The organism is Methanomassiliicoccaceae archaeon (genome assembly GCA_034928305.1).
GTDB lineage: Archaea > Thermoplasmatota > Thermoplasmata > Methanomassiliicoccales > Methanomethylophilaceae > VadinCA11.
The window spans coordinates 102,079-124,823 of the sequence record JAYFOZ010000003.1 but is presented as its reverse complement, the minus strand read 5'-3'; the positions used below and the strand labels follow the sequence as shown (position 1 = coordinate 124,823).

Below are 22,745 nucleotides of genomic sequence, written 5' to 3'. Positions count from 1 at the left end.
CTGCATCCGTATGCTTTTATCTTCTGCAGGCAATTCCAAGCTATGCTGATATGTTATTCGGGAACAGGTAACTCGTATTCTGCCAGCAAGACGATACAGGAGGCAGTCGGAGGGACTATTGTCGACATAGCGCGCAGACTGCACAATAATAATTTTAATCTGGCATTAGAACTCAACGAAACCCTGGGAATCATCTTTCCGGTATATTTCGGGACGATACCTAAGGCGGTGAGAGAATATGTTTCGAAGATGAAAATATCCAGCAACGGGGATCATTACATCTATGCGGTCATGACCTGCGGTTCCGGATGCGGGTCCGCTCCCGAGGACCTCGATGAAGTGCTGGAGGATGTAGGGTACATTCTGGATGCACACTATACACTTATAATGCCCAACAACGCGCTGGTGTTCATGGACCCCGAGGACGATTATACCGTGGCAGAGAAACTATCCAGGGCCGAAGAGGAGCTGGAAGCGATAATCGAGGACATCGAGGATCGCCGGAGCGGAGCCATACGCACGATTCGCGGAAATTACAATCCGGCCGATGCGGAGAAAAACAGGAAAGCGTATGAAGAGGTCTGTAGTACAAAGCTGTTCAAGTCCACAGAGGAGTGCATCGGGTGTAAGTTCTGCGAGCGGCTATGTCCGGAGCGCGTGATCAGAGTTTATGGTAGGACAGCATCCTGGGAGAAGGATTCATGCAGTCTCTGCATGGGCTGCCTGGACATGTGTCCCCAAAGCGCGATCATCTTCGACGGAAAAAGGGTCCGGGGACGTTATCACAACGATTCCTTTTATCTAAGATCTATCGGGATAGCCATGCCTTTGGGCGATAAGCGCCTTTGATGGCTGGATTTAAGTATTCAGTTTTGCTAGCATCATCCGCGATATTACGCAGAGGGAAATTATGACATTCAAGGACGACAGAAACGTTCCCGGTGGCCCCGGAAACAGAAAGGGAATGAAGTTCGAGACCATACAGCTCCATGCAGGACAGGAAGAGCCCGACCCCGCGACCGGGGCGAGAGCGGTACCGATCTACATGACGACGTCCTATGTTTTTGATAGCTGCGACCATGCGGCCGACGTATTCATGCTGAGGAAGCCGGGAAACATTTATGGAAGGCTGACAAACGATACTCAGGCGGCGTTCGAAAAACGCATTGCCGCGCTCGAAGGGGGCAGCGCGGCACTGCTGGTTGCTTCGGGGGCGGCGGCAATAACATACACGGTGCAGAACCTGGCCTCGGTCGGCGACAACGTGGTATCGGCCACCACCCTCTATGGCGGCACATATAATTTCCTGGCGCATACGTTGCCAGACTTTGGAATAACGACCAAATTCATAGATCCGTTCGGTAAGGGTGCCATCGAGAGATTCGACAAGGCCATAGACTCCAGGACCAAATGCGTATTCGCCGAAACGATAGGAAATCCGAACGCGAATCTGCTAGACATCGAAGCGCTGGCGGCCGTTGCCCATAAGCACGGCGTCCCGCTGGTCATCGACAACACGTTCGCCACCCCGTTCCTGTTCAGACCCCTGGAGCACGGGGCCGATATCGTAGTCGAAAGTGCGACCAAGTTCATCGGAGGCCACGGTACGGCCCTCGGCGGGGTCGTGATTGAATCGGGGAAGTTCGACTATACGCAGGGAAGGTTTCCGGGGCTCGCCGATCCCAATCCAAGCTACCACGGCATGAGCTTTGCAAGGGACAGTCCCGAGGCACCGTTCTGCACTAGGATGAGGGCGATAATACTCAGGGATATGGGCGCATGCATTTCGCCGATGAACGCTTTTCTTTTGCTGCAAGGGCTCGAGACCCTTTCGCTCAGGGTCGAAAGACAGGTCGAGAATACAGAGAAGGTCATAGAATTTCTGTCAAAGCACCCGAAGGTCAGAAAGATTAATCACCCGATGCTCAAAAACCATCCTGACCACGCCCTCTATAAGACGTATTTCCCAAACGGGGCAGGATCGATATTCACGTTCGAGATCGAGGGCGGAAAGACCGAGGCGAAAAGGTTCGCGGACAGCATGGAGCTGTTTTCCCTTCTTGCTAACGTGGCGGACGTCAAGTCGCTGGTGATACACCCGGCAAGCACCACCCACTCCCAGCTTTCAGAAAAGGAGCTGGTGGAGCAAGGAATAACACCGTCGACCATCCGTCTTTCGATAGGATGCGAGCACATAGATGACATAATAGCCGACCTGGATCAGGCTCTGAACAAGGCATGAACCGCTGTTCATGAAAATATGAAGCAGACGTAGGGAAAAATGCGGTTGGATATATGACCCAACTATTGAATATCAGTAACGTTCTAACTCCATCGATGTCAGAAGGCGGCAGGATGGTCCCTGTGTTCCTGGTCCCGGCCGGACGGAAGATAGTGGTGTTCGGCGGAGGCAACGTATCGCTGAGGAAATGCAGGCATTTCGACGGGTTCAGGATAAAGGTCATAGCCGAGGAGATGCTCCCTGAGATAGCCGCGGTTGCGGAGACTTTCGTCAGGTCCACCGTTACAGCGGAAAATGCAGGGTCATTCATGGACGGCGCAGAAATGGTGATCGCCGCAACAAGTTCAAAGGCCCTTAACGGGACGATACGGGACATTGCCATGGAAAAAGGCATTCCGGTGAACTCCGCCCACGGCGGAGGAGATGTCCTTATACCTTCTACACTGCGCAGGGGAGGTTTCACCGTTGCCGTGTCGTCAGAGGGACGCGCCCCCTCATTTCCACCCTATGTAATGACCCAGATTGATAATTTTCTTGACAATTCATATGAAAAGATGCTCGTACTGCTTGTAAAACTGAGGCCCTCGGTCATGGAGCAGATAAAATCACAGCCGGAAAGGGCCGAAGCGTTGGAACGAATTATCAACGACTCGGACATATGGAATCTGTTGCGTTCGGGCGATGAGGAAGGAGCATTTTATGCTGCCAAGAAAGAAGGAGGCCTGAAATGATTGTGAGCCTTCATGCCACCCACGAATCTGCGGACGGCACAGAATGCCTGCACGACATAGTCCCGAAACTCGGAAACGGGATCAGCTCTATGATTTCGAACATATCGTCAGTGCAGGAGTATGTAATAATCAGTACATGCAACCGATTCGAATTATACGCAGCGACGGATGATAACGAGGACGCGGTCGAAGAATTTCTCGGGATGATACGGAAGATCTTCCCCTACGACACCAGGAAAATGACATATATATTGGAGGACGCGGACAGTATCGGCCATCTGTTCAGGGTCGTCTGCGGACTCGACTCGCTCATTGTGGGCGAGAACGAGATACAGCACCAGATCAAGATGGCCTATGCTAAGGCGAGAGAGGAAGGCCACGTTGGAAAAATAATGTCTCATCTTTTCGACCGCACCCTCGCGGTCGGCAAGCGCGTAAGGTCAGAGACGGCCCTGAACAAGGGCGCCGTATCTGTCGGTTCGGCGGCGGTGGAGCTCGCCACAAGAAAATTGGGCACTCTGGACGGAAAAAACATAACTATCCTGGGGGCCGGGGATACGGCGACGGTGATAGCAAAAAATCTAATCGGGAAGAACCCCAATACAATATTCGTTTCAAACAGGACATTCGAGCGCGCCAACGAACTGGCCGCGGCACTCAACGGCGTGGCCATACCCATGAGCCGCAGGATAGAAGCGATGGAGTTCAGCGACCTCGTGCTAGTCGCAACCTCTGCACCGCATGCGGTGTTGAGACGCGAGCACGTAGAGGAGGTAATGTCGCGCCGTTCCGATAAAAGGCTGTTGATCATCGACGTATCGCTCCCAAGGAACGTGTCGGAGGACGTGGCCGAAGTGGCAAATGTCGAACTGGACACCATGGATTCCCTGGAACGCATAGCAATGGAGAACGCCAACAGGCGCAGGAACGAGGTTAACGAAGCCGAGAAGATCTTAGGGCAAGAGCTTGCAAAGATCGATGCGGAGCAGAGGGAGCACGATGCCGATGAAGTTATCCGCATGATAAGCCTCAAGCTTTCCGGTATCCGTGACGGGGAGCTCGAAACCGCAATATCCAGGTCTAAATGTATCGATACCCGCAAGGTCCTTGACGATATGTCTAGGGCGCTGGTAAACAAAATAACCGCTGAGGTGTATCGCAACCTCAGGAAAGCGTCGAGGAACGGCCGCGGGGATATCTGCGACACCGTTGCTGAACTGTTCGGAGTAAATGAAAATGTATCCAAATGTGCGCATGAGAAGGATGAGGAAGAACAAGAGAGTAAGAGACCTCACAGCAGAGACAAGGCTGCACCAGGACGAGTTCGTGCTGCCGATATTCTTTGACGAGAAACTATCCAAAGTGAAGATCAACGACTCGATGCCCGGTGTCAGGACGTTCCCGCTTGGCGGATATGACGGAATTGCGTCCGGAATACAGAGTTCAGGTGTCAACTCTGTTCTGGTTTTCGGAGTCCCTGCCGAGAAAGACCCCCAAGGTTCGGGCGCTTACGCCGTGGATGGCGTGGTCCAGAAAGCCATATGCGGGATCAAGGAGAATTCGGACATTCTCGTGATAGCAGACCTTTGCTTATGCGAGTACACAGACCACGGTCACTGCGGCATTTTGGATAAAAGCGGCTGGGTGAAGAACGACGAGACTTTGGAACTTTATGCCAAAACCGCAGTTTCGCAGGCCGCCGCCGGTGCGGACATCATAGCCCCCAGCGGAATGATGGACGGCCAGATATCCGCTATCCGTACAGCACTTGACGATGCCGGGTTCAAAGAAATTCCGATAATGGCGTACAGCGCAAAATTCTACAGTGCGTATTACGGCCCCTTCAGAGACGTGGCATGCAGCGCGCCCGGCCACGGGGACCGCGCCGGATACCAGATGCCCTGCGGTAACAGGAAGGAAGCGATCAGGGAGATAGAGCTCGATATCGAGGAAGGCGCAGACATCATAATGGTAAAGCCGGCCGGGCCGTATCTCGACATCGTACGCGACGCGGCCGAAATGTTCGATCTCCCGCTGGCCGCTTACCAGGTATCGGGCGAGTATGCCATGATAAAAGCGGCCGCAAGGAATGGCTGGATAGATGAGGACCGTGTGATGATGGAATCCCTTCTCGGAATAAAGCGGGCAGGTGCAGATATAATCATCACATATTTTGCAGAGGAAGCAGCGAGGAAATTGATTTGATATGAAAGACCGCTCTTCAGAATTATTCGAACGTGCCCTCAAGGTCACGCCCGGAGGAGTGTCCAGTCCCGTCAGGGCGTTCATGCCCAATCCGCTCTTTATAGAAAGTGCAAAGGGCAGCAAAATAAAAGACGCCGACGGAAATGAATATATCGACTACTGCATGGCATATGGGCCGATGGTGGCAGGACATGCCTGCGAGGAAGTCATCAATGCAGTCAAAAGCTATCTGGACAGAGGCACGCTTTTCGGTGCGCCTTCGGAGCCGGAGCTCCAGTTGATCGAACTGATATCTTCCAGGATCCCTTCGGCCGAGATGGTCCGGCTCGCCTGTTCCGGTGCCGAGGCCACGATGCATGCTATCCGCGCCGCTCGCGGATTCACGGGAAGGGACGGCATAGTCAAGATGAACGGCGGATATCACGGCGCGCACGACTCCGTTCTGGCCGAACGCGATGAAGGATACCGCAGCCGACCCAGCTCCGAAGGTGTGCCGAAAGACGCTGTAAAAAATACTTTCATAGCGGAATACAATGACATCGAGGGGCTGGCGGAGGTCATCGATGCGGAAAAACCCGCATGCGTAATAATGGAGCCGGTCATGGGCAACATAGGGGTGGTCCCGCCTGAAAAAGGATATCTTCAAGAGGTCAGAAAGATAACCAAGGAGGCCGGAACGGTCCTCATATTCGACGAAGTGATCACAGGATTCAGACTGACGAGCGGAGGTGCACAGGAGCTATATGGTGTCACCCCAGACATGACCACATGCGCAAAGGTCATGGGAGGCGGGCTGTCCGGATCGGCTTTGATGGGCAGGCGCGAGATAATGGAAAAAATCGCTCCCTCCGGTAAAGTTTACGCCGCTGGCACATATGCAGGGAACCCGATTTCCGCAGTTGCGGGAATGGCACAGATAAACTACATGAGCAAAGGCATCAGATACACCGAGCTGAACGAACGTTCGGATACTCTGAGGAAATCGCTGTCGGATCTGTTGGAGGACAGCAAGGTAAAGGGTTGTGTCAACGGGGTCGGCTCCATGATGACCGTATATTTCGGTATCGAATCGGTAACCAATGGATCCGATGCTTCCAAGACAGACCGCGATATGTTTAACAGAATGTTCAAACACATGCTAGGTAAGGGAATATATCTGGCACCCTCCGCGTTGGAGGACTGGTTCGTATCTGCGGCGCACAACTCCGAGGACATAGCGGCAACGGTCGAGGCGTTCGGTTCTTTCCTGAAAGGAGCGGTAAGATGATCGTAGGAACGAGAGAAAGTAAACTCGCGATGAGGCAGACAGAGATATTCATCAAAAGGCTGCAGGGGAGTTGCGTCGGTACCCAGTGTGAAATCGTAGCCATAAAATCCCTAGGGGACAAAGACTTAAAATCACCTCTGAACGGAATGAGCGCCGTCGGCGCGTTCGTCAGGGAGCTGGACGATGCCCTGCTGAGGAAGGACATAGATGTTTCCGTGAATTCTTTCAAAGATATTCCTACGACATTGAGGCAGGGGCTGAAGATAGGTGCGGTTCTGGAAAGGGACAGCCCCGAGGATGTTATTCTCCCCTGTCCATTGGAAGAACTTCCGGAAGGGGCCGTGATAGGTACAGCTTCGGTAAGGAGAGAGCATCTCCTGAGGCACATAAGGCCGGACCTAAAGATCAATCAACTGAGGGGTAACATACACACGAGACTTTACAAGCTGGACAGTGGCGAATATGACGCTATAGTGCTTGCAAAGGCCGGCCTCGAAAGGATGGGCATCGACCGTCCGGCATTCATCCTGGACCCGGATATCTTTATCCCTGCGCCTGCTCAGGGGACCATAGCGATAGAGTGCAGGGACGATGACGAGGAAACGAAATCCAAGCTGCTCAAAGTCAATGATTATATATCTCGCCTCGAGACAGGAGCCGAGAGAGGTATCATGAAGTTCATGGGAGCAGGTTGTTCTTCGCCTGTAGGAATAAATGCAAAATACCAAGGGGACGAGATCAGAGTCAGGGCGATATCTTTCACATATACGCCCGAACCGGTCTACGTGGACACAACTATACCGGAAGCTTACATCATGGACGAACTTCTGGATATCGCGGACTATCTTACTGGGAAGAGGCCGAGGCTGAAATTATGAAAGGAAAAGTATATCTGGTCGGTGCAGGGCCGGGAGATCTGGGGCTCATAACGGTCAGGGGAAGAGAGATTCTTATGGAGGCGGACGTAGTGATGTACGACGCGCTTTCCAACCCGGGACTGCTGGCACTTTGCAAGGAAGGTGCAGACCTCATAGATGCAGGTAAGCGGGGCGGGGACCATCATCTCAGGCAGTGGGAGACCAACGAGCTTCTGGTAAAATACGCAAACGAAGGAAAGACGGTCGTCAGGCTTAAAGGAGGAGACCCGTTCCTTTTTGGGCGAGGTGCCGAAGAGGCCGAGGAACTTAGGGAAGCGGGCGCAGAGGTACACGTAGTGCCAGGCGTGTCTTCTTCAATATCCGTTCCTGAGCTTGCGGGCATTCCCGTAACTCACAGAGACCATGCATCAATGGTAACATTCGTCACCGGTCACGAGAAGGAGGACCGCAAGGGAGACAGGGTAGACTGGAAGGCGCTGGCAGACAGTCACGGTACGATCGTCGTCCTTATGGGACTCGGGAACGCGGGCGCGATATCGAAAGGTCTGATCGATGGCGGAATGTCACCGGATACTCCGGCCGCCGTAATAACCAGCGGGTCCACTCCGGAACAGCGTGTCGAATTGACAGTCGTTTCAAAGCTGGCAGGCACCATCGCCGAGAAAAATATGGTGCCCCCCGGTATAATGGTAATAGGCAGCGTCGCATCGTTACGCGAGAAGCTGGGGGACATGCAATGACCATGATCGGATTTACAAGGCCTATCGAAAGGCTGAAAGATTCCATCAAAGAGGCCGAGGAGATGGGGTTCGATGTAATTGCCGCCCCTTCAATGAAGATAATTTCGGGAGACAGGGATGAATTCGAAAGAGCCAGGCATATGATTTTATCAGGCACGGCCTCCTTTGCGGTGTTCGGTTCCGTGACGGCTGTCGAAGAATGTGTTAAAGCGTACGGCGAGGACTTCGTTCGGCTGTTCAGCAAGATCAAGATAATATCCATAGGTCCCAGCACCGGGAACGCTCTGAAATCGGCGGGCATCAGCACCGACGCATTGCCCGAAGAGTTCTCCTCTGCCGGGATCGTAGATCTCCTTAAGGATTCGGTCAAAGGAAAGACCGTACTGCTGATGAGGTCCGACAGCGGTTCCGACGTACTTTACAACGGTCTCGGGGCAGCAGGCGCGGAAACGGTAAGCGTTGCAACCTACAAGCTTGAAGAGTTCGGAATTAACAGCGCGTTGCTTCACCTTATAACGGCGATAAAAGGTGGAAAGGTAGACGTTATGGCATTTACAAGTCCGTTATCAGCTAAAATATTCTACTCCCAAATTAGAGATCAGGTCGGAGATTCGAGAGCTGTCGAGATCATGGGAGATATCAAAGTCGCTGCAATAGGCAGGCCGACATCTGAAGCCCTGCGCATGCTCGGCAGAGAGCCCGATATTGTACCTAAAAATTCCACATTCCGCGATTTACTCGAAGCAATCGCGTCGGAAACGGGGATCTAATCATCCGTTGTATTTTTCGCAGGCCCTCAGGAATGAATATGGGAGCTCCGGGTTCGAGTAATAGTATATGTGGGGAAATCCTGCAATGACTCTGTCGGAACCGTGGATGCATGTGTACTTTTTTCCAGAGGTCTTCTCTGCTGTCCAATCCTGACCGCAGCTTTCACTGTCCCAGTAGTGAAATTCATGGCCTTTGATGGAGCTATTTTCAGGAAGCATCTGGCCATTGCTGGGGACCAGGGTGACGTAGCCGAATCTTGTAAGTCTGCGCGTGTTGAAGGTCTTTCCTTTGATATATCCGACCATCGGCCAGAATTTGTGTTCATGATCTTCAAGTTCTTCGTGGAGATACATGAATCCTCCGCATTCAGCCATGCAAGGCATTCCTCCGTCAAGTTTTGAACGGATGTCCTCAAGCATCGAACTGTTTTTGCTCAAAGCTTCGGCATGCATTTCTGGATATCCCCCTGATAAGACAAGTCCTTTGATTCCCTCCGGAAGTTTGCTGTCGGTCAAAGGGGAGAATCCCACGATCTCGGCACCGCATTGTGCCAGCAGTTCCAAATTATCTTCATATGTAAAACAGAAAGCATCATCTTGGGCCACAGCGATCCTGATCTTCTCTCTTAGTTTTTTTATTACCGGGACATTAACTTCGATATCAGGCGCATGGCCGGCGATTTCGATTATCCGGTCAATATCGACAGTATTTTCAAGTAATTTAGCCAGCCCTGAAAGTTTGGCTTTCAGCCCTTCGATCTCATTCGGTAGAACAAGTCCTAAATGCCTGCTTTCCAGTAACAGATCGGTCACCTTGGGAACGTATCCTAAAACCTCCGTCCCGGTCTCGCGTTCGATTGCAGGTTTAAGCTCCTTGTATATCCGCTCGGACATCTGGTTCAGTATTACCCCGCGTATGCCGTTTTTGCGGAATTTCAAAAAACCGTTTATTACAGGAATACAGGATACGCTGGTACCTTTGCAATCTATCATCAATATCACGGGCGCCCCTATTTTTTCGGACACGTCGTATGAGCTCGCTTCTGTGGAAGCTGCTGCGATCCCGTCATAAAATCCCATAACTCCCTCGATTACCGAGATGTCCATGCCATCGGCAGACCTTGCGAACAGATACCTGAGCATATCGTCGTTGCAAAAGAAAGCATCGAGGTTCTTCGACCTGGTACCTATCACGCGACTGTGAAACATCGGGTCGATGTAATCGGGGCCGCATTTGAACGAAGCGACCTTCATCCCGCGATCCACCAGCGCTTGGAGGATTCCGCATGTGATCAACGTTTTACCGCTTCCGCTGGCCGGAGCGGCTATCATAAACCGGGGAAGGCTCAAGCAGAGCTCCCCCTGCACAATGTTATATACACGGGGTTATGGGCCGTCATCAGATGATAGCTGCCGGCGATCCTGGCTTTAGATATGTTGACGCAAAGAGTCTCTTCTTCTATGACGTTCAGATCCTTCATGCAACGCGCGGTTTCAGCCATGGTCTCCAAGGTGACCGAAGTGATCGCAATACGTATTTTTGGATTCTTTTCAAGCAATGTGTTCATCACGTCTTTCAGTTTACCCGTCGACCCGCCTATGAATGCATGTGTGGGTGCAGGAAGGCCCGCAAGCGCTTCGGGCGCCTCTCCTCTGACAACGGTGACGTTGGGTGTTCCAAACTTCCTGCAGTTGAGCGATATTAGCGCAGAGGCCGCATCATCCTTCTCAACGGCATAAACATGCCCGGATACGGCAACAGATGCCATTTCCACTGAAACGGAGCCCGTCCCGGCCCCGACATCATAGACCACGGAATCACTGCACAGTTTAAGCTTGGCCACCGACAGGGAACGGACCTCGCTCTTGGTCATAGGAGCATCGCCTCTTATGAAATCGTCATCCGGCATACTTATGGGATTTTTATCCGAAGCCTCGGGGTTCTCTATGAGAGCTACGCAAAGCACCCCGAATTCCTCGTCGAGGAGGTCATGCGGTTTTCCAACTGTGACCTTCTCTTCCCGAGTCCCGAAATCCTGACCTATGGTCAAGTTTACGTTGCCCATATTGTAGTCGACGAGTTCGGAACACATTCTCCGGACCGAATCTTCTCCGCTGAGCAGGGTGAAGACCTTTTTGTGGCGTTTCGCAAGTCCAACGAGATTGCAGTCCCTGCCGTGGGCACTGGTCAAAAAAGCATCGTCCCACGAAGTCCCGATCTTTGAAAAGAAGTACGAAACCGACGATATTCCGGGCAGTACTCTGACTTCGAGCTTATTATGGTCCAGTCTGTCGATAAGTCCCTTGGTCCCGCTGTAATATCCCGTGTCTCCAGACATCAGTACTATGATTTTACGGTAATGAACGTTACTGTCTATGTAGTCGGCAATTTTATCGGAACGATATTCTACATATGTGTCTGCATTGCCTGTATCTACGGACTCCAGCATCCTGGAGGCGCCTATCGCCAGGTCTGCATCCGCAATCGCGTTGAGCACTTCGAACGTAATGCCGTCTGTGTTTCCGACGCCTATCCCTACGATGGTTACGAGGCGTTTGCCGATTTTCGGTTCTCGGATCGAGAATACCTTCAAAAGTATCTCTTCCGCTTCCTCCAGAGCAACACCATCTTCCTCTGACGGACGCCCGATAACTATTACTTTGACTCCTGCTCTTGCGGCGGCCGCGATCTTTTCATCGAACCCCCCCGCGCTGCCGGAATCCTTGGTGACGAGATACTCGGCATCGACATGTTTCAGCATAGCATAGTTCAGTTCTTCAGAGAAGGGACCCTCCATACATATCAGGTTCTTTCCTTCGAAGCCTAGACGGGAGCATTTTTCTGCGACGGAAGGGATGGAAAGGACCCTTGCGAAAACTCTTTTCCTGTATTCGGGAATCAATGTAAATTCTGCCAGTTCGTTGCTTCCTGTGGCCACTAGAATGTTGCCCTCTTTACCGATCAAAAATTCGGCAGCGGATCTGGTGTCCGGCACGGTGACAAACTGTTTATTACTGATGCTTTCAGGCCTTGTTATGCGTATGAGGGGACAACCGCTGATGTCACAGGCCTCCATTATATGGGCGGATTTGCGGACGGCGTACGGGTGTGTGGCATCGACGACCACGTCGTATTCTTTCATCTCCTCTGCCATTTCCATAACTCCGCGTATGCTGTCGACTCTGACGTTCTCGCTTTCCTCTATGACCGTCATTCCGTATTCTGTCGCCATGCTGACCGTGACTTTTATTCCGTTACGGGCAAGAAATTCCGTTATCTCGCGCCCCTCCGTGGTACCGGCAAACACCAATGCTCTACCAATCATATCATTCATCTCCAAAATCCGCCGAGAAAGGTTCCTTTACGACCGCCACGGTCACGCCGCCATCGCTGGTCTTCTTTATGATTAGTTCGCCTCCGTGCGAGGCCGCCATCGCTGCCCTCTCGCATACACAGTCCACTCCGGTCGTACCTTTGACAAAATCAGATTTTGAATATCCGATGTCCGGGAGCATGTTAAGTTCCGATGACGAGTAGAATACAGTACGGATCTTATTTTCTGCGGCAAACTTGACGAGCCCCTCTTCGTCTTCTTTAATATCGATGCTCGCGACCATCCTTACGCTATTGATCGATACGTCCGCGGAATCCAGCACGGACAATACCAGTTTCTCTATGTCTTCCCTGCGGGTTCCCTTTCTGCATCCTATCCCCAGTATGTGGTTTTTCGGGAAAAGGCGCAAAGTCCTCATATATGGTTCTTTTTCAAAGCTGGATGTGATGTAAATTCCAATGTCCCCGCCTTCCGATGGAGTGAGGCAATGCGGGATGTCGCCATGGATAGGATAGTCGCTTTTCAGTCCTACGGACCTGCCGTCCAATACGGCGGCGGAGACATCCTTGGCGAGCGTCATGTTCTCGATGTTCATTCCCAGGGAGACAGCAAACGAATCCACCGAGAACTTGCCGTTGATGTCGGTCGCGGTAGTGATCACGGGCTCTGCGCCTATGGCGGAAGCAATGCTGTGCGCCAGAATATTGGCGCCGCCAATGTGTCCCGATAAAAGCGGGATGCAGTATCTGCCCAGCTCGTCGACACACACAACGGCCGGATCCGTCATCTTACTTTTGAGATGGGGAGCTATCGCCCTTACGGCTATGCCCGCGGCCCCTACAAAGACAATGCCCTCCGCCTCTTGGAAAGCGGCCCCGGTCCATTCGGATATTGGAACATCGATCTTCTCGCAACGCGAGTCTCCCGAGGTCTTGGAGAATAAGCGGAACTCTTTTTCTTCAAGTGTCCGGGATATATTCGCTGCTGTCGAACATCCTTTGGCCGAGAAAGCCACGATATAGATCATAGCGTCCCACCCATTGCCTTCAGCAGGTCGGCGGCCCCAGGGGTACCGCCTATCAGGCCATATTTCGATGAAAATACGAACGCTCCGCATTTTATTCTTCCGCCTGTGCGGTGGTTCATATAAAATTCAATTTTTTTCGATATGAGGTCCATCGTCAATGGGATCGCCCCATCCCTGTCCAAAACGTCGAGCGCATCATCGGTCGAGATGCATTCCATTATTTTACGGACCGTATCGACGGATGCTCCGGACAGTGCCGCGTTTGCGGCAAGGATCTCCATTCTGGCGTCCGCCTCGCGCGAATGTGTGTTCATTACGCCCCCTGCCAGTTTCACCAGTTTTCCTAGGTTTCCCACTAAAAGCAATCCCTCGAAACCCAGTTCACAGGCATGATCCAATGTTTCACCGACGAAGTTACTGCATTTCACTGCGGATTCCGGATCAAGGCCGCCTATAGATCCGATATATCCTGCGCCGTAGTTCCCCGGGACAACCAACAGATATCTGCATCCTTCATTTTTTCTGACGTTCATTTCAGCCTTTATAGTTTCGACCACAGCTCTCTCGCTCATAGGCTCTACTATTCCGGAGGTACCTAGTATCGATATCCCTCCTTCGATTCCGAGACGCGGATTAAACGTCCTTTTCGCAAGTTCTTGACCATTAGGTATAGATATTACTACGTAGAATCCATAGTTATATCCGAGCGTCATGCGAATGCCTTCCAAGGCCTCGGATATCATACTTCTGGGCACTCGGTTTATTGCTGCGGCGCCGACGGGCTGGTCGAGCCCCTTCTTAGTGACCCTTCCCACTCCCTGTCCACCGTCGATGTTTATTCCGGACCTTGCCAGATGTACTTCCGAGTAGACGAGCGAACCATCCGTGACGTCGATATCGTCCCCGCCGTCTTTCCTGACAGCGCACCGCACCCACCCGTCGCCACGGGTTATGTCTTCAATAGGGAGGTCCAGAACAATCCCTTTAGGTGTAATGACCGTCACAGAAAGAACGTCCCCTCCGGCGATCAGCATTTCCGCCGCGGCCTTCGAAGCGGCGGTCGCACAGGTTCCGGTGGTATATCCCCTGCGGAGCATTTTCCCTCCGACATCGATGTACATTCTGTTATCGATCACATTATGCGCCATAATTCACCAGATAGGGTTGGATGTCATATCCAAATTATAACGATTGCCTTGGTAAAACGTATGTTGGATATAATAAAAGTGTTCGAGTTTTATCAATGACATTTTTTTTGAGTTGGGTGTACCATCCAACTTAAATATCCGCAACTCTTGCCTGTGTCGTAGGATATTTACGGGAGAATTCGAATGGCAGGAAAATTATTCGGCATAGGCGTCGGTCCCGGCGACCCGGAATTATTAACGGTTAAAGCGAAGTGCATGCTGGAGAAAGCCGCAGCCATAGCCTATCCGGTCAACAGGAGAGGAGAGGACAGCACGGCGCTCGAGATAGTCAGGGGCGCGGTAGATGTTTCGGGAAAGCGCATTATAGAGTTATTGTTCAATATGGACCCTGACGACCGTGTCCGCAGGAAATGCAGGTCCGATGCCGTAAGGGAGCTCGCCGGAATCCTGGAAGAGGGCTCGGACGTAGCCATGGTCACGCTGGGCGACGTAGGGGTATACAGCACTTACATGTATGTCGACGAAGAGATCAAGAATTTGGGATACGAAACAGAAGTCGTCCCGGGGATACCTTCGTTCTGCAGCGGTGCGGCAAAGGCCCGGATACCGCTCATGATCGGCAACGAAGGTCTTGCTGTGGTGTCATTGGCAAAAAACAACAACACCTCGCTGGAGTCCGCAATCTCGGGATTCGAGAACATAGTGGTCATGAAGGCTTGGAATTCCATGGATATCCTTTTAGAAGTCATGAAGAAACACGGTCTAAGTGAAGATAATGCCACGGTGATAAGCAACATAGGGATGGAAGGAGAGTATATCGGCCCGATCGATCTCGGGCGGAAATATGGTTACTTCACCACGGTAATCGTAAAGAAAAGGAATGGTGAGGAAGAATGATAACATTCATCGGAGCGGGTCCCGGCGACCCCGAACTGCTGACCATCAGAGGAAAGAAAGTAATCGATTCGGCCGACGTGATAATATATGCAGGCTCCTTGGTAAATCCCGCCGTCCTAGACGGGGCAAAAAATGGTGCCAGGATCTACAACAGTGCGGAGATGAATCTGGACGAGGTCATCGAGGTAATGAAGGATGCAGAGTCCAAAGGCCTGAGCACCGCCCGCGTCCACACGGGCGACCCCGCAATATACGGCGCTATAAGGGAGCAGATAGATCGTCTGGACCACTTAGGCATTGAAAGCACGGTCGTTCCGGGAGTAAGTTCGGCCTTTGCTACTGCGGCCGCACTGAAAAAGGAATACACCCTTCCCGATATCAGTCAGACGGTTATTTTCACAAGAATGGAGGGCCGTACGCCGATGCCCCCGGGAGAAAGGCTTCAGGACCTGGCGAAACACCGCGCTACCATGGTGATATTCTTGAGCGTGGGCTTCCTCGAGGAAATGTCCCAGCAGCTTATCGCCGGCGGATACACCGATAAAACTCCCGTAGCCGTTGTCTATAAAGCAAGCTGGCCAGAGCAAAAGATAGTTACTGGCACATTAAAAGATATAGCTAAGAAGGTCAAAGATGCCGGAATAAAGAAGACGGCCCTCACGGTAGTGGGGGACTTCCTCGGTGATGAATACAGTCTTTCCAAGCTTTATGATAAGAGCTTCACCACAGAATACCGCAAAGGAACGGAGGAATGAGATGAAAGGAAAACTCACGGTGGTCGGGTTCGGCCCAGGTTCGAAGGACGACATGACATTCAGGGCCGCGAAGTCGATAGAGGCCGCCGATATAGTCACAGGATATACGACATATGTGGATATTCTCAGAGAATATTTTCCGGAAAAACAGTTCAAAGCGACTGGGATGATGAAGGAGGTCGACAGATGCAGATCGGCAATAGAAGATGCTTTGTCCGGCAAGAACGTGACCATGGTCAGTAGCGGAGATTCAGGGATATACGGCATGGCGGGAATAGTCTATCAGCTCATCGAGGAGATGAAAGCCGATATCGATATCGAAGTGGTCCCGGGAGTTACGGCGGCCTCCTCCGCAGCTTCGGTCCTTGGAGCGCCCCTCATGCACGATATGGCGATAATAAGCCTATCTGACCTGATGACTCCGTTGGACCTCATAATGAAGCGCGTTGACTGTGCTGGGCAGGCAGATATGATAGTGTGCCTTTACAATCCGCGCAGCAAAACGCGTAAAGACTATCTCTCTCGGGCCGCGGGGATTCTCATGAAATACAGGTCGCCCGAGACTCCTGTAGGTATCGTTCGCAATGCTGGGCGCGAAGGGCAGGAGAAGACGATCACCACGCTGGGAGACATCCAGTACGAGAAGGTGGATATGTTCTCCATAGTTACCGTCGGCAACTCACAGACATATACTTCGAATGGGTGGATCATCACACCCAGGGGATACAGCATCTGAGGTGATCTTACGGCATTTGAAATTGTAAAACCGGAAGATATCGAGAAGAGGAGCATGGAGATCATCGAATCTGAGCTCGGTGGCCGTACATGGCCCGAGCCGGAGTTTTCCATCGTCAAGAGGTGTATCCATACGTCGGCGGATTTCGATTATGCCGAAAATCTCACCTTCTCAGAGGAAGCGGCTAAAATTGGTATTATGGCCATTAGGGCGGGAGCAAACATCGTAACCGATACAAAGATGGCATATTCGGGAATAAACAAGAGCCGTCTTACATCCTATGGAGGAAACGCATATTGCTTCATAAGCGACGAATCGGTGTTAGCCGAGGCGAAGGCCAGAGGATGCACCAGAGCGGCCGTTTCCATGGAACGCGGAGCGGCACTGAGCGGCGACACCATATTCGTGGTGGGAAACGCTCCCACAGCTCTGATCCAACTTGATGAAATGATTAAGAAAGGCAAAGTGAAGCCGGTGCTGATAATCGGCGTACCTGTCGGGTTTGTCAATGTCGTCGAGGCTAAGGAGCTAATCACCGAAGCGGGAATTCCATTCATCGTTGCCAGGGGCAGGAAAGGCGGAAGCAACATCGCCGCGGCGATATGCAACGCCATGATATACTACAAAGGCGAGGTCTGAACGATATAGGTTGGATTACCAATCCAACGTATTATAAATGTAGCTGGATATATCATCCATTACGATTTGGTAGCGGTACATCCGTGGGGTTCGGGAGAGTTTTCGCTCTAGGAAAAGGTGAGATGAAATGCATATAATGGAAGGTTACCTGCCATGGCAATGGTGTCTGGTATGGTTCATAATATCGTTGCCGATCGTATTTTTTGGAATAAAGAAAATAACCCAGGTCATAAGAGAGAACCCGGAACAGAAGATGATAATAGCTCTTTCGGGCGCATTCATCTTTCTGCTGTCATCGCTTAAGTTGCCGTCTGTGACCGGTTCAAGTTCGCATCCTACCGGAACAGGGCTCTCCGCAGTGCTCTACGGCGTTTCGTGCACTGCTTTCCTTGCGACCATCGTTTTGGTGTTCCAGGCATTGCTTCTGGCACACGGGGGAATAACTACGCTGGGCGCGAATATATTTTCTATGGGAATAGCAGGGCCTGCGGTGGCTTTTCTTATATGGCATACCCTCAGGCGTGCGAAAGTCGGCGTGCCCGTTTCGATGTTCTTTGCGGCCTTGGTGGCCGATCTTGTAACATACATAGTTACGGCGTTGCAGCTTACATTGGCCTTCGGGAGCGCAGCAGGTTACGGAACGGCGTTTATCGACTTTATGACGATATTTGCTATAACGCAGATACCCTTGGCGTTCATCGAGGGAATAATCTTCTCCATGTTTGCCAAGTACCTCGCAGACACCAGGCCGCAGATATTCGGGCTGGAGCCCAAATATGAGGAGGTCGCATCCGCATGAAGATAACCAACAAGGCTTTTTATCTTCTCGGTTTTGCGATCATCGCTGCAATACTCATTGTAATTCTTGCTTATGGCGCAGCAAACGGGTTCGAGTTCTCAGGTGCCGATGACCAGGGCGGGGATGCCATTACCGAGATAGATCCAAGCTACGAACCGTGGTGGGACGGCATATGGGGAAGCTATGAGTTGCCGGGCGAGACCGAAAGCATGCTTTTTGCACTCCAGGCCGCCATAGGTGCGTTAATAATCGGCTATGTTGTAGGGTATTTCCGTGCCGTCGACAAGGCCAAGAAAGGAAAACTGCTGAAAAAGCAATGAGGCTTGATTATTATGTCGGAGCAAGTTCAGATGGACGTCCTGGCATATGGTTCGAGGATGATCCGCTGGGCACCCCTCGGTAAACTTCTTTTTACCTTTTCATTATTGATATTGGCACTTGTATCCGACAACATATTCGTCCCAATCATCACATTCTGCATAGGCCTGGGCCTTATGGCCTATTCTACCAACTTCAGATTGCCACCGATCATCGGGCTTGCAATACTCGAGGCAATTCTGATAATGGTCATCGGATGCGGCATGGTCTCGATACTCGGAGATTCCTCCGAACCGGCAGTATTGCTCAATGGTACCGGGGAGTTACTGTGGATCGACATCCATATCACCGCCAACAGTTTCAACCATGCCTGGCTCATCATGTTTCGCGCTATAGCCGGCGTCACGCTGATGCTTTCTTTCGCATCCTCTACGCCCATCCCCCATATTGCGCACGCACTAAAGCAAATGAAGGTCCCGAAAGAGGTCATTGAGATAGTCGTTCTTGTCTACAGATATGCGTTCCTTCTTCTGGAGAGGGCCGAAGTAATGTGGAACGCGGCGAAGTGCCGCCTGGGATTCAATGGGGCAAGGCGCTCTATGTCCACGACCGCGGGAATACTTGTTAACGTCTTCATCACATCTTTGGAGATTGCTGAACGTTCCCAGCCTGCTTTGGAGAGCAGGAACTACAGCGGCAGTTTTCCGATTTACAGGATGCCGAACAAGATAGGACTTTACTGGGTCATACTCACCGTGATGGTATGTACCACGATCTATGTTTTCGGATATTTTGCACCCTCTCCCAACATGGCGACGATCGTCCTGGGGGCGGTTTGATGGCCAGGGACCTGCGTGCCGAAAAGGTCAGTTACAGATACAGCAATGCAAAGTACAACGCCATAGATTCAGTGGATTTCAAGACCGCCAATGGCAGGAGAACTGCGATTTTGGGAGAAAACGGGTGCGGGAAGTCAACGCTGATCTATCAGCTCAACGGAGTATACAAGCCTCTATCTGGCACAGTGCTTTATGGGGATGAACCGATATCTTACGACAAGGCGTTCCTTTCCGAACTCCGTTCCGATGTTTCAGTCGTTCTCCAGAATCCCGACGATCAAATATTTTCTTCAACCGTCGAAGAGGATGTGGCTTTCGGCCCTCTAAATTTAGGTCTTTCGCATGAAGAAGTGGGAGAAAGGATAGAGTGGTCCCTGGATCGTGTCGGGATGCTGGGGTTCGCGGAAGTGCCTGTTCAGCGCCTTTCTTACGGTCAGAAAAAAAGAGTTTCTCTGGCGGGCGCGCTGGCATTGCATCCAAAGATATTGATCCTCGACGAGCCGACGGCAGGTCTCGACCCTCAGATGTCCAGGGAAGTTATGGAGATAACCGCTTCCCTCAACAGGGAAGGAATAACGGTCGTGGTATCGACACACGATGTGAATCTGATATATCCGTGGGTGGACGATCTTTATGTAATGCGCAACGGTCGCATTGTATTCTGTGGAGGCCCGGACGAGTTCTTCTCCGACCGTTCGTCCGTCTATCTTTCTGGGCTGGAACAACCGTCGATCTTCGGTATCAACCATAATATAGAATCGCTTAGAGGAAGGATGCCTAAGCCGTATCCCAAGACAATGAGCCAAGTGGTAAGTAAATTGTTCCCTGTTGGATCTTTCACAGGAACGGTCTATATGTATCGGACAGAAGGAGGCAGGATCGACCAGGCCGCCCTTGAGGAAGCCATCGGCAGGGAGGGGATCCCTACTGCGGTCTATGGGTCGTTGGCTCGCAGATCGGTTTCCGAATCGAAGCTCAGGGTCGATTTCTATTTCAATGGGATAGAGGGGTGTATCAGGGAAGCTATGGTCAACCACGATTCTTTGATAATCTTCGACAGCGGCCTGAAAAGCTCTGTTTTGGAGGCCTTTGATGCGCTCAGAGAGTATGGAACAGAGATAAAGATCAAGGAGCTGGTACTCTGAGCGTGCCGTTGTTCTGTACCGAGGGGCTGTTTTTCAAATACGAGGGAGGGCACGGAAATGCTCTGGCAGATGTTAACATCACGATCAGAGACGGTGTAAGGACGGTTTTAATGGGTGCGAACGGCGCGGGGAAATCTACATTTTTCTATCATTTGAACGGAGTCCTTAAGCCAACCAAGGGAAAAATTTACTACCGCGGCGAAAAGATGCCTCACCGCGGAAAGGCGCTCAGGAATCTGCGTTCTGAGGTTGCAGTTATGTTGCAGGACCCCAACGACCAGCTTTTCGCTCCAAAAGTATCTGACGACATAGCGTTCGGCCCGAAAAACTTGGGCCTGGACGCTCAGATGGTGGACGAAAGGGTCAAGGAGGCCCTCTATTTGACGGGCATCGAGTCCCTTAGGAACCGTAGCGTGATGCAACTATCCTATGGCCAGAAGAAGAGGGTCGTCCTCGCAGGGGCGCTGGCCATGCACCCCAAGGTATTGATAATGGACGAGCCCACTGCAGGTCTAGATCCTCAGATGTCCAAAGAACTTATCGAGCTCGCGGACGAGCTCCATCATGTCGGAACCACTGTGATATTTTCCACTCACGATGTCGACCTTTCATATTCCTGGGCAGATGAGATACATGTGCTCAGAGGCGGACGCAACATCTATTCAGGGGACTCGGAAGGTTTCTATGATAATACTTCGGACGTTTATCTTTCGGGGCTTGTCGAGCCGGCTATGTACGATATGAACATTAATATGTCCGAACTTATCGGAGACCCCGCGGAACCCTATCCCAAAACACTGCCGCAACTGGTTGCAAAGGCAATGCCATCCGAGAATCCGGGAACCGTGCACATATTTCCTGTGGATGGGAATGTGGACCCGGACGGGTTCTCTTCTCTGATATCCAGTACCGGCAGTTCTGCAACAGGCGTTTATGGTACAAAGGCAAGAAAGTCAGTGCAAATGTCGAAATTACCGATAGATTATTTTTTCGGGGCCGATGAGGGATGTATACTGGAGTCAATGCATGGCAACGATACGCTGATATGCTGCGACAAGGTGCTGACCGATCTTCTAATATCAAAGATAAGTCGCATATCCAAATTTGGGACAGATATACCTTATTCTTTGCTATGAACCGATCTTTTTTCCGAAGGCTCGAATCCTTCAGGCTTCCCATCGGGGTACTCTCCGCGACCGTCCGCATACATGATGAATCTTGGGGCGCCCAGCGGCTGGGTTTTATCGATAATGTTCCAAGGCCAAGTCTCATACTCATCCTTCCGGATGTCTTTCAAAGCCTCGCGTACAGCCTTGTCGTTCTTGAGAACGGCCGGTCCATAGGAAGACATTTTTTGTTTGATCGGGACTCCCTCGAGAAGCCACATGCGTGATTCAACTTCACCGTTTTTAACCGGAATTTCGATATCGGGCCGCAATTTAATGCGGTAACCGGCATCCGCTGTAAATCCGCCGACGTCTGCGTTGCTGCCCGAGATAAAGTACAAGTTGCGGGAGACCCTATCGGAGGATGGAGGAATGATGATTTCCGCCCCCGGGCTCATATAGAACTGTATGATTTTAACTCCGTGCTCCGGGTCTGCAGCCCATGAGTCGGGGTTAGGCACCGGAGTGGTGGCTCCCCCATATGTGCCAGCATATACAATTGTCTTTGTTTTCCTACCTTGATCGTCCTCATGATCCAGGGTATTAATACTATTGGACCAAATCATATCGACCCTATTTATAGACCCCTTCATTTCCAGTGGAAGGTTTATCATAATCTGGGTAATGTCATTTGGGTTGGGGCGGTCTTGGAAAGCCAAGGGATACATTTCACAGTGTTGATATTTGCTCGAGGCAGTAACCCATTGCGCATCTCCGAAACCGAACCTTGATTGGTTGCCTTCGGTATCGAAAGTATCGATGTAACCGATTTCGGCGACAGTGAACGTTTCAAACCCCCAGTGTGCATGCATGGGAAACCCGGGAACCACTTTGCCGTGGTACATGCGGAATCCGCCATGTTTTTTGTAATCGTGGCCCAGATCTCTCCAGCCGATCATATCTAACGGCGGGGCTTGTTGCAAGTTGCCCTTAGGATAGCTGTCCCGGTGATGGGAAGCGAATATGAACGGATCTTCTGTGTCCCAGTGCGAGTCGAAGTCTACGTACCTGAGAACGGCCCCGGATGCCTTTTTTCTGAACAGGCCCATGTTGGTTGATATGCGGGCCGGTTAAAAAGACCTTACTTCGTTCAGAAATAATCTTAAAC

General features: G+C 51.5%; 23 protein-coding genes. 18 read left to right on the top strand and 5 right to left on the bottom strand.

The window, feature by feature from the left end:
• Nucleotides 1–42 precede the first annotated feature (42 nt).
• The 9 genes from VB016_05785 (at nucleotide 43) to VB016_05745 (ending at nucleotide 8,833) form a co-directional block, all read left to right on the top strand.
• Complete coding sequence (locus VB016_05785; protein ID MEA4978042.1) at nucleotides 43–849, top strand: EFR1 family ferrodoxin; 807 nt, start codon at nucleotides 43–45, stop codon at nucleotides 847–849.
• A 61-nt stretch (nucleotides 850–910) separates the two neighbouring features.
• Nucleotides 911–2,242, top strand: a complete 1,332-nt coding sequence (locus tag VB016_05780; GenBank protein MEA4978041.1) for an O-acetylhomoserine aminocarboxypropyltransferase/cysteine synthase family protein — start codon at nucleotides 911–913, stop codon at nucleotides 2,240–2,242.
• A 95-nt stretch (nucleotides 2,243–2,337) separates the two neighbouring features.
• Nucleotides 2,338–2,973, top strand: coding sequence for a bifunctional precorrin-2 dehydrogenase/sirohydrochlorin ferrochelatase (locus VB016_05775; GenBank protein ID MEA4978040.1), 636 nt, complete (start codon nucleotides 2,338–2,340; stop codon nucleotides 2,971–2,973).
• Nucleotides 2,970–4,319, top strand: a complete 1,350-nt coding sequence (gene hemA / locus VB016_05770; protein MEA4978039.1) for a glutamyl-tRNA reductase — start codon at nucleotides 2,970–2,972, stop codon at nucleotides 4,317–4,319. The genes VB016_05775 and hemA overlap by 4 nt, the downstream gene beginning before the upstream one ends.
• A complete protein-coding gene (gene hemB, locus VB016_05765; GenBank protein ID MEA4978038.1) occupies nucleotides 4,237–5,178 on the top strand; it encodes a porphobilinogen synthase in 942 nt (313 codons plus the stop codon). The genes hemA and hemB overlap by 83 nt, the downstream gene beginning before the upstream one ends.
• Before the next feature lies 1 nt (nucleotide 5,179).
• Nucleotides 5,180–6,445: a glutamate-1-semialdehyde 2,1-aminomutase gene (locus VB016_05760; protein MEA4978037.1), complete on the top strand. Its 1,266-nt coding sequence runs from the start codon at nucleotides 5,180–5,182 to the stop codon at nucleotides 6,443–6,445.
• On the top strand, nucleotides 6,442–7,323 hold the full coding sequence (hemC, locus tag VB016_05755; protein ID MEA4978036.1) for a hydroxymethylbilane synthase: 882 nt from the start codon (nucleotides 6,442–6,444) through the stop codon (nucleotides 7,321–7,323). Before VB016_05760 ends, hemC begins: the two co-directional genes overlap by 4 nt.
• Nucleotides 7,320–8,063, top strand: a complete 744-nt coding sequence (gene cobA / locus VB016_05750) for a uroporphyrinogen-III C-methyltransferase (protein ID MEA4978035.1) — start codon at nucleotides 7,320–7,322, stop codon at nucleotides 8,061–8,063. Before hemC ends, cobA begins: the two co-directional genes overlap by 4 nt.
• Nucleotides 8,060–8,833, top strand: a complete 774-nt coding sequence (locus tag VB016_05745; protein MEA4978034.1) for a uroporphyrinogen-III synthase — start codon at nucleotides 8,060–8,062, stop codon at nucleotides 8,831–8,833. Before cobA ends, VB016_05745 begins: the two co-directional genes overlap by 4 nt.
• On the opposite strand, the gene VB016_05740 is transcribed toward VB016_05745, so the two are convergent.
• The 4 genes from VB016_05740 to cbiD are packed head-to-tail and all read right to left on the bottom strand — an operon-like array spanning nucleotide 8,834 to nucleotide 14,331.
• Entirely contained in the window at nucleotides 8,834–10,183 is a 1,350-nt protein-coding gene (locus tag VB016_05740; GenBank protein MEA4978033.1) for a cobyrinate a,c-diamide synthase, read from the bottom strand.
• A complete protein-coding gene (gene cobK / locus VB016_05735) occupies nucleotides 10,180–12,159 on the bottom strand; it encodes a precorrin-6A reductase (protein MEA4978032.1) in 1,980 nt (659 codons plus the stop codon). Before cobK ends, VB016_05740 begins: the two co-directional genes overlap by 4 nt.
• 1 nt (nucleotide 12,160) lies before the next feature.
• On the bottom strand, nucleotides 12,161–13,195 hold the full coding sequence (locus VB016_05730; protein ID MEA4978031.1) for a cobalamin biosynthesis protein: 1,035 nt from the start codon (nucleotides 13,193–13,195) through the stop codon (nucleotides 12,161–12,163).
• Nucleotides 13,192–14,331 carry a cobalt-precorrin-5B (C(1))-methyltransferase CbiD gene (gene cbiD, locus VB016_05725; GenBank protein ID MEA4978030.1) on the bottom strand — a complete coding sequence of 380 codons (1,140 nt, stop codon included), beginning with the start codon at nucleotides 14,329–14,331 and terminating at the stop codon, nucleotides 13,192–13,194. The genes VB016_05730 and cbiD overlap by 4 nt, the downstream gene beginning before the upstream one ends.
• A gap of 195 nt (nucleotides 14,332–14,526) precedes the next feature.
• Here cbiD and cobI point away from each other — a divergent pair, with 195 nt between their 5' ends.
• The 9 genes from cobI (at nucleotide 14,527) to VB016_05680 (ending at nucleotide 21,607) form a co-directional block, all read left to right on the top strand.
• Complete coding sequence (gene cobI, locus VB016_05720) at nucleotides 14,527–15,240, top strand: precorrin-2 C(20)-methyltransferase (GenBank protein MEA4978029.1); 714 nt, start codon at nucleotides 14,527–14,529, stop codon at nucleotides 15,238–15,240.
• Nucleotides 15,237–15,995 carry a precorrin-4 C(11)-methyltransferase gene (cobM, locus tag VB016_05715; GenBank protein MEA4978028.1) on the top strand — a complete coding sequence of 253 codons (759 nt, stop codon included), beginning with the start codon at nucleotides 15,237–15,239 and terminating at the stop codon, nucleotides 15,993–15,995. The genes cobI and cobM overlap by 4 nt, the downstream gene beginning before the upstream one ends.
• A gap of 1 nt (nucleotide 15,996) precedes the next feature.
• Entirely contained in the window at nucleotides 15,997–16,731 is a 735-nt protein-coding gene (cobJ, locus tag VB016_05710; protein MEA4978027.1) for a precorrin-3B C(17)-methyltransferase, read from the top strand.
• A gap of 21 nt (nucleotides 16,732–16,752) precedes the next feature.
• Nucleotides 16,753–17,370 carry a precorrin-8X methylmutase gene (locus VB016_05705; GenBank protein ID MEA4978026.1) on the top strand — a complete coding sequence of 206 codons (618 nt, stop codon included), beginning with the start codon at nucleotides 16,753–16,755 and terminating at the stop codon, nucleotides 17,368–17,370.
• Between the two features lie 127 nt (nucleotides 17,371–17,497).
• Entirely contained in the window at nucleotides 17,498–18,169 is a 672-nt protein-coding gene (locus VB016_05700; protein MEA4978025.1) for an energy-coupling factor ABC transporter permease, read from the top strand.
• Nucleotides 18,166–18,489 (top strand): energy-coupling factor ABC transporter substrate-binding protein, encoded by a 324-nt coding sequence (locus tag VB016_05695; protein MEA4978024.1) that lies wholly within the window; start codon nucleotides 18,166–18,168, stop codon nucleotides 18,487–18,489. Before VB016_05700 ends, VB016_05695 begins: the two co-directional genes overlap by 4 nt.
• Before the next feature lie 12 nt (nucleotides 18,490–18,501).
• Nucleotides 18,502–19,326: a cobalt ECF transporter T component CbiQ gene (gene cbiQ / locus VB016_05690; GenBank protein ID MEA4978023.1), complete on the top strand. Its 825-nt coding sequence runs from the start codon at nucleotides 18,502–18,504 to the stop codon at nucleotides 19,324–19,326.
• Entirely contained in the window at nucleotides 19,326–20,471 is a 1,146-nt protein-coding gene (locus VB016_05685) for an ATP-binding cassette domain-containing protein (GenBank protein ID MEA4978022.1), read from the top strand. The genes cbiQ and VB016_05685 overlap by 1 nt, the downstream gene beginning before the upstream one ends.
• A gap of 2 nt (nucleotides 20,472–20,473) precedes the next feature.
• On the top strand, nucleotides 20,474–21,607 hold the full coding sequence (locus VB016_05680; GenBank protein MEA4978021.1) for an ABC transporter ATP-binding protein: 1,134 nt from the start codon (nucleotides 20,474–20,476) through the stop codon (nucleotides 21,605–21,607).
• Here VB016_05680 and VB016_05675 read toward each other — a convergent pair.
• Nucleotides 21,592–22,686 carry a pirin family protein gene (locus VB016_05675; GenBank protein MEA4978020.1) on the bottom strand — a complete coding sequence of 365 codons (1,095 nt, stop codon included), beginning with the start codon at nucleotides 22,684–22,686 and terminating at the stop codon, nucleotides 21,592–21,594. The two genes, VB016_05680 and VB016_05675, sit on opposite strands and share 16 nt — an antisense overlap.
• Between the last annotated feature and the right edge of the window lie 59 nt (nucleotides 22,687–22,745).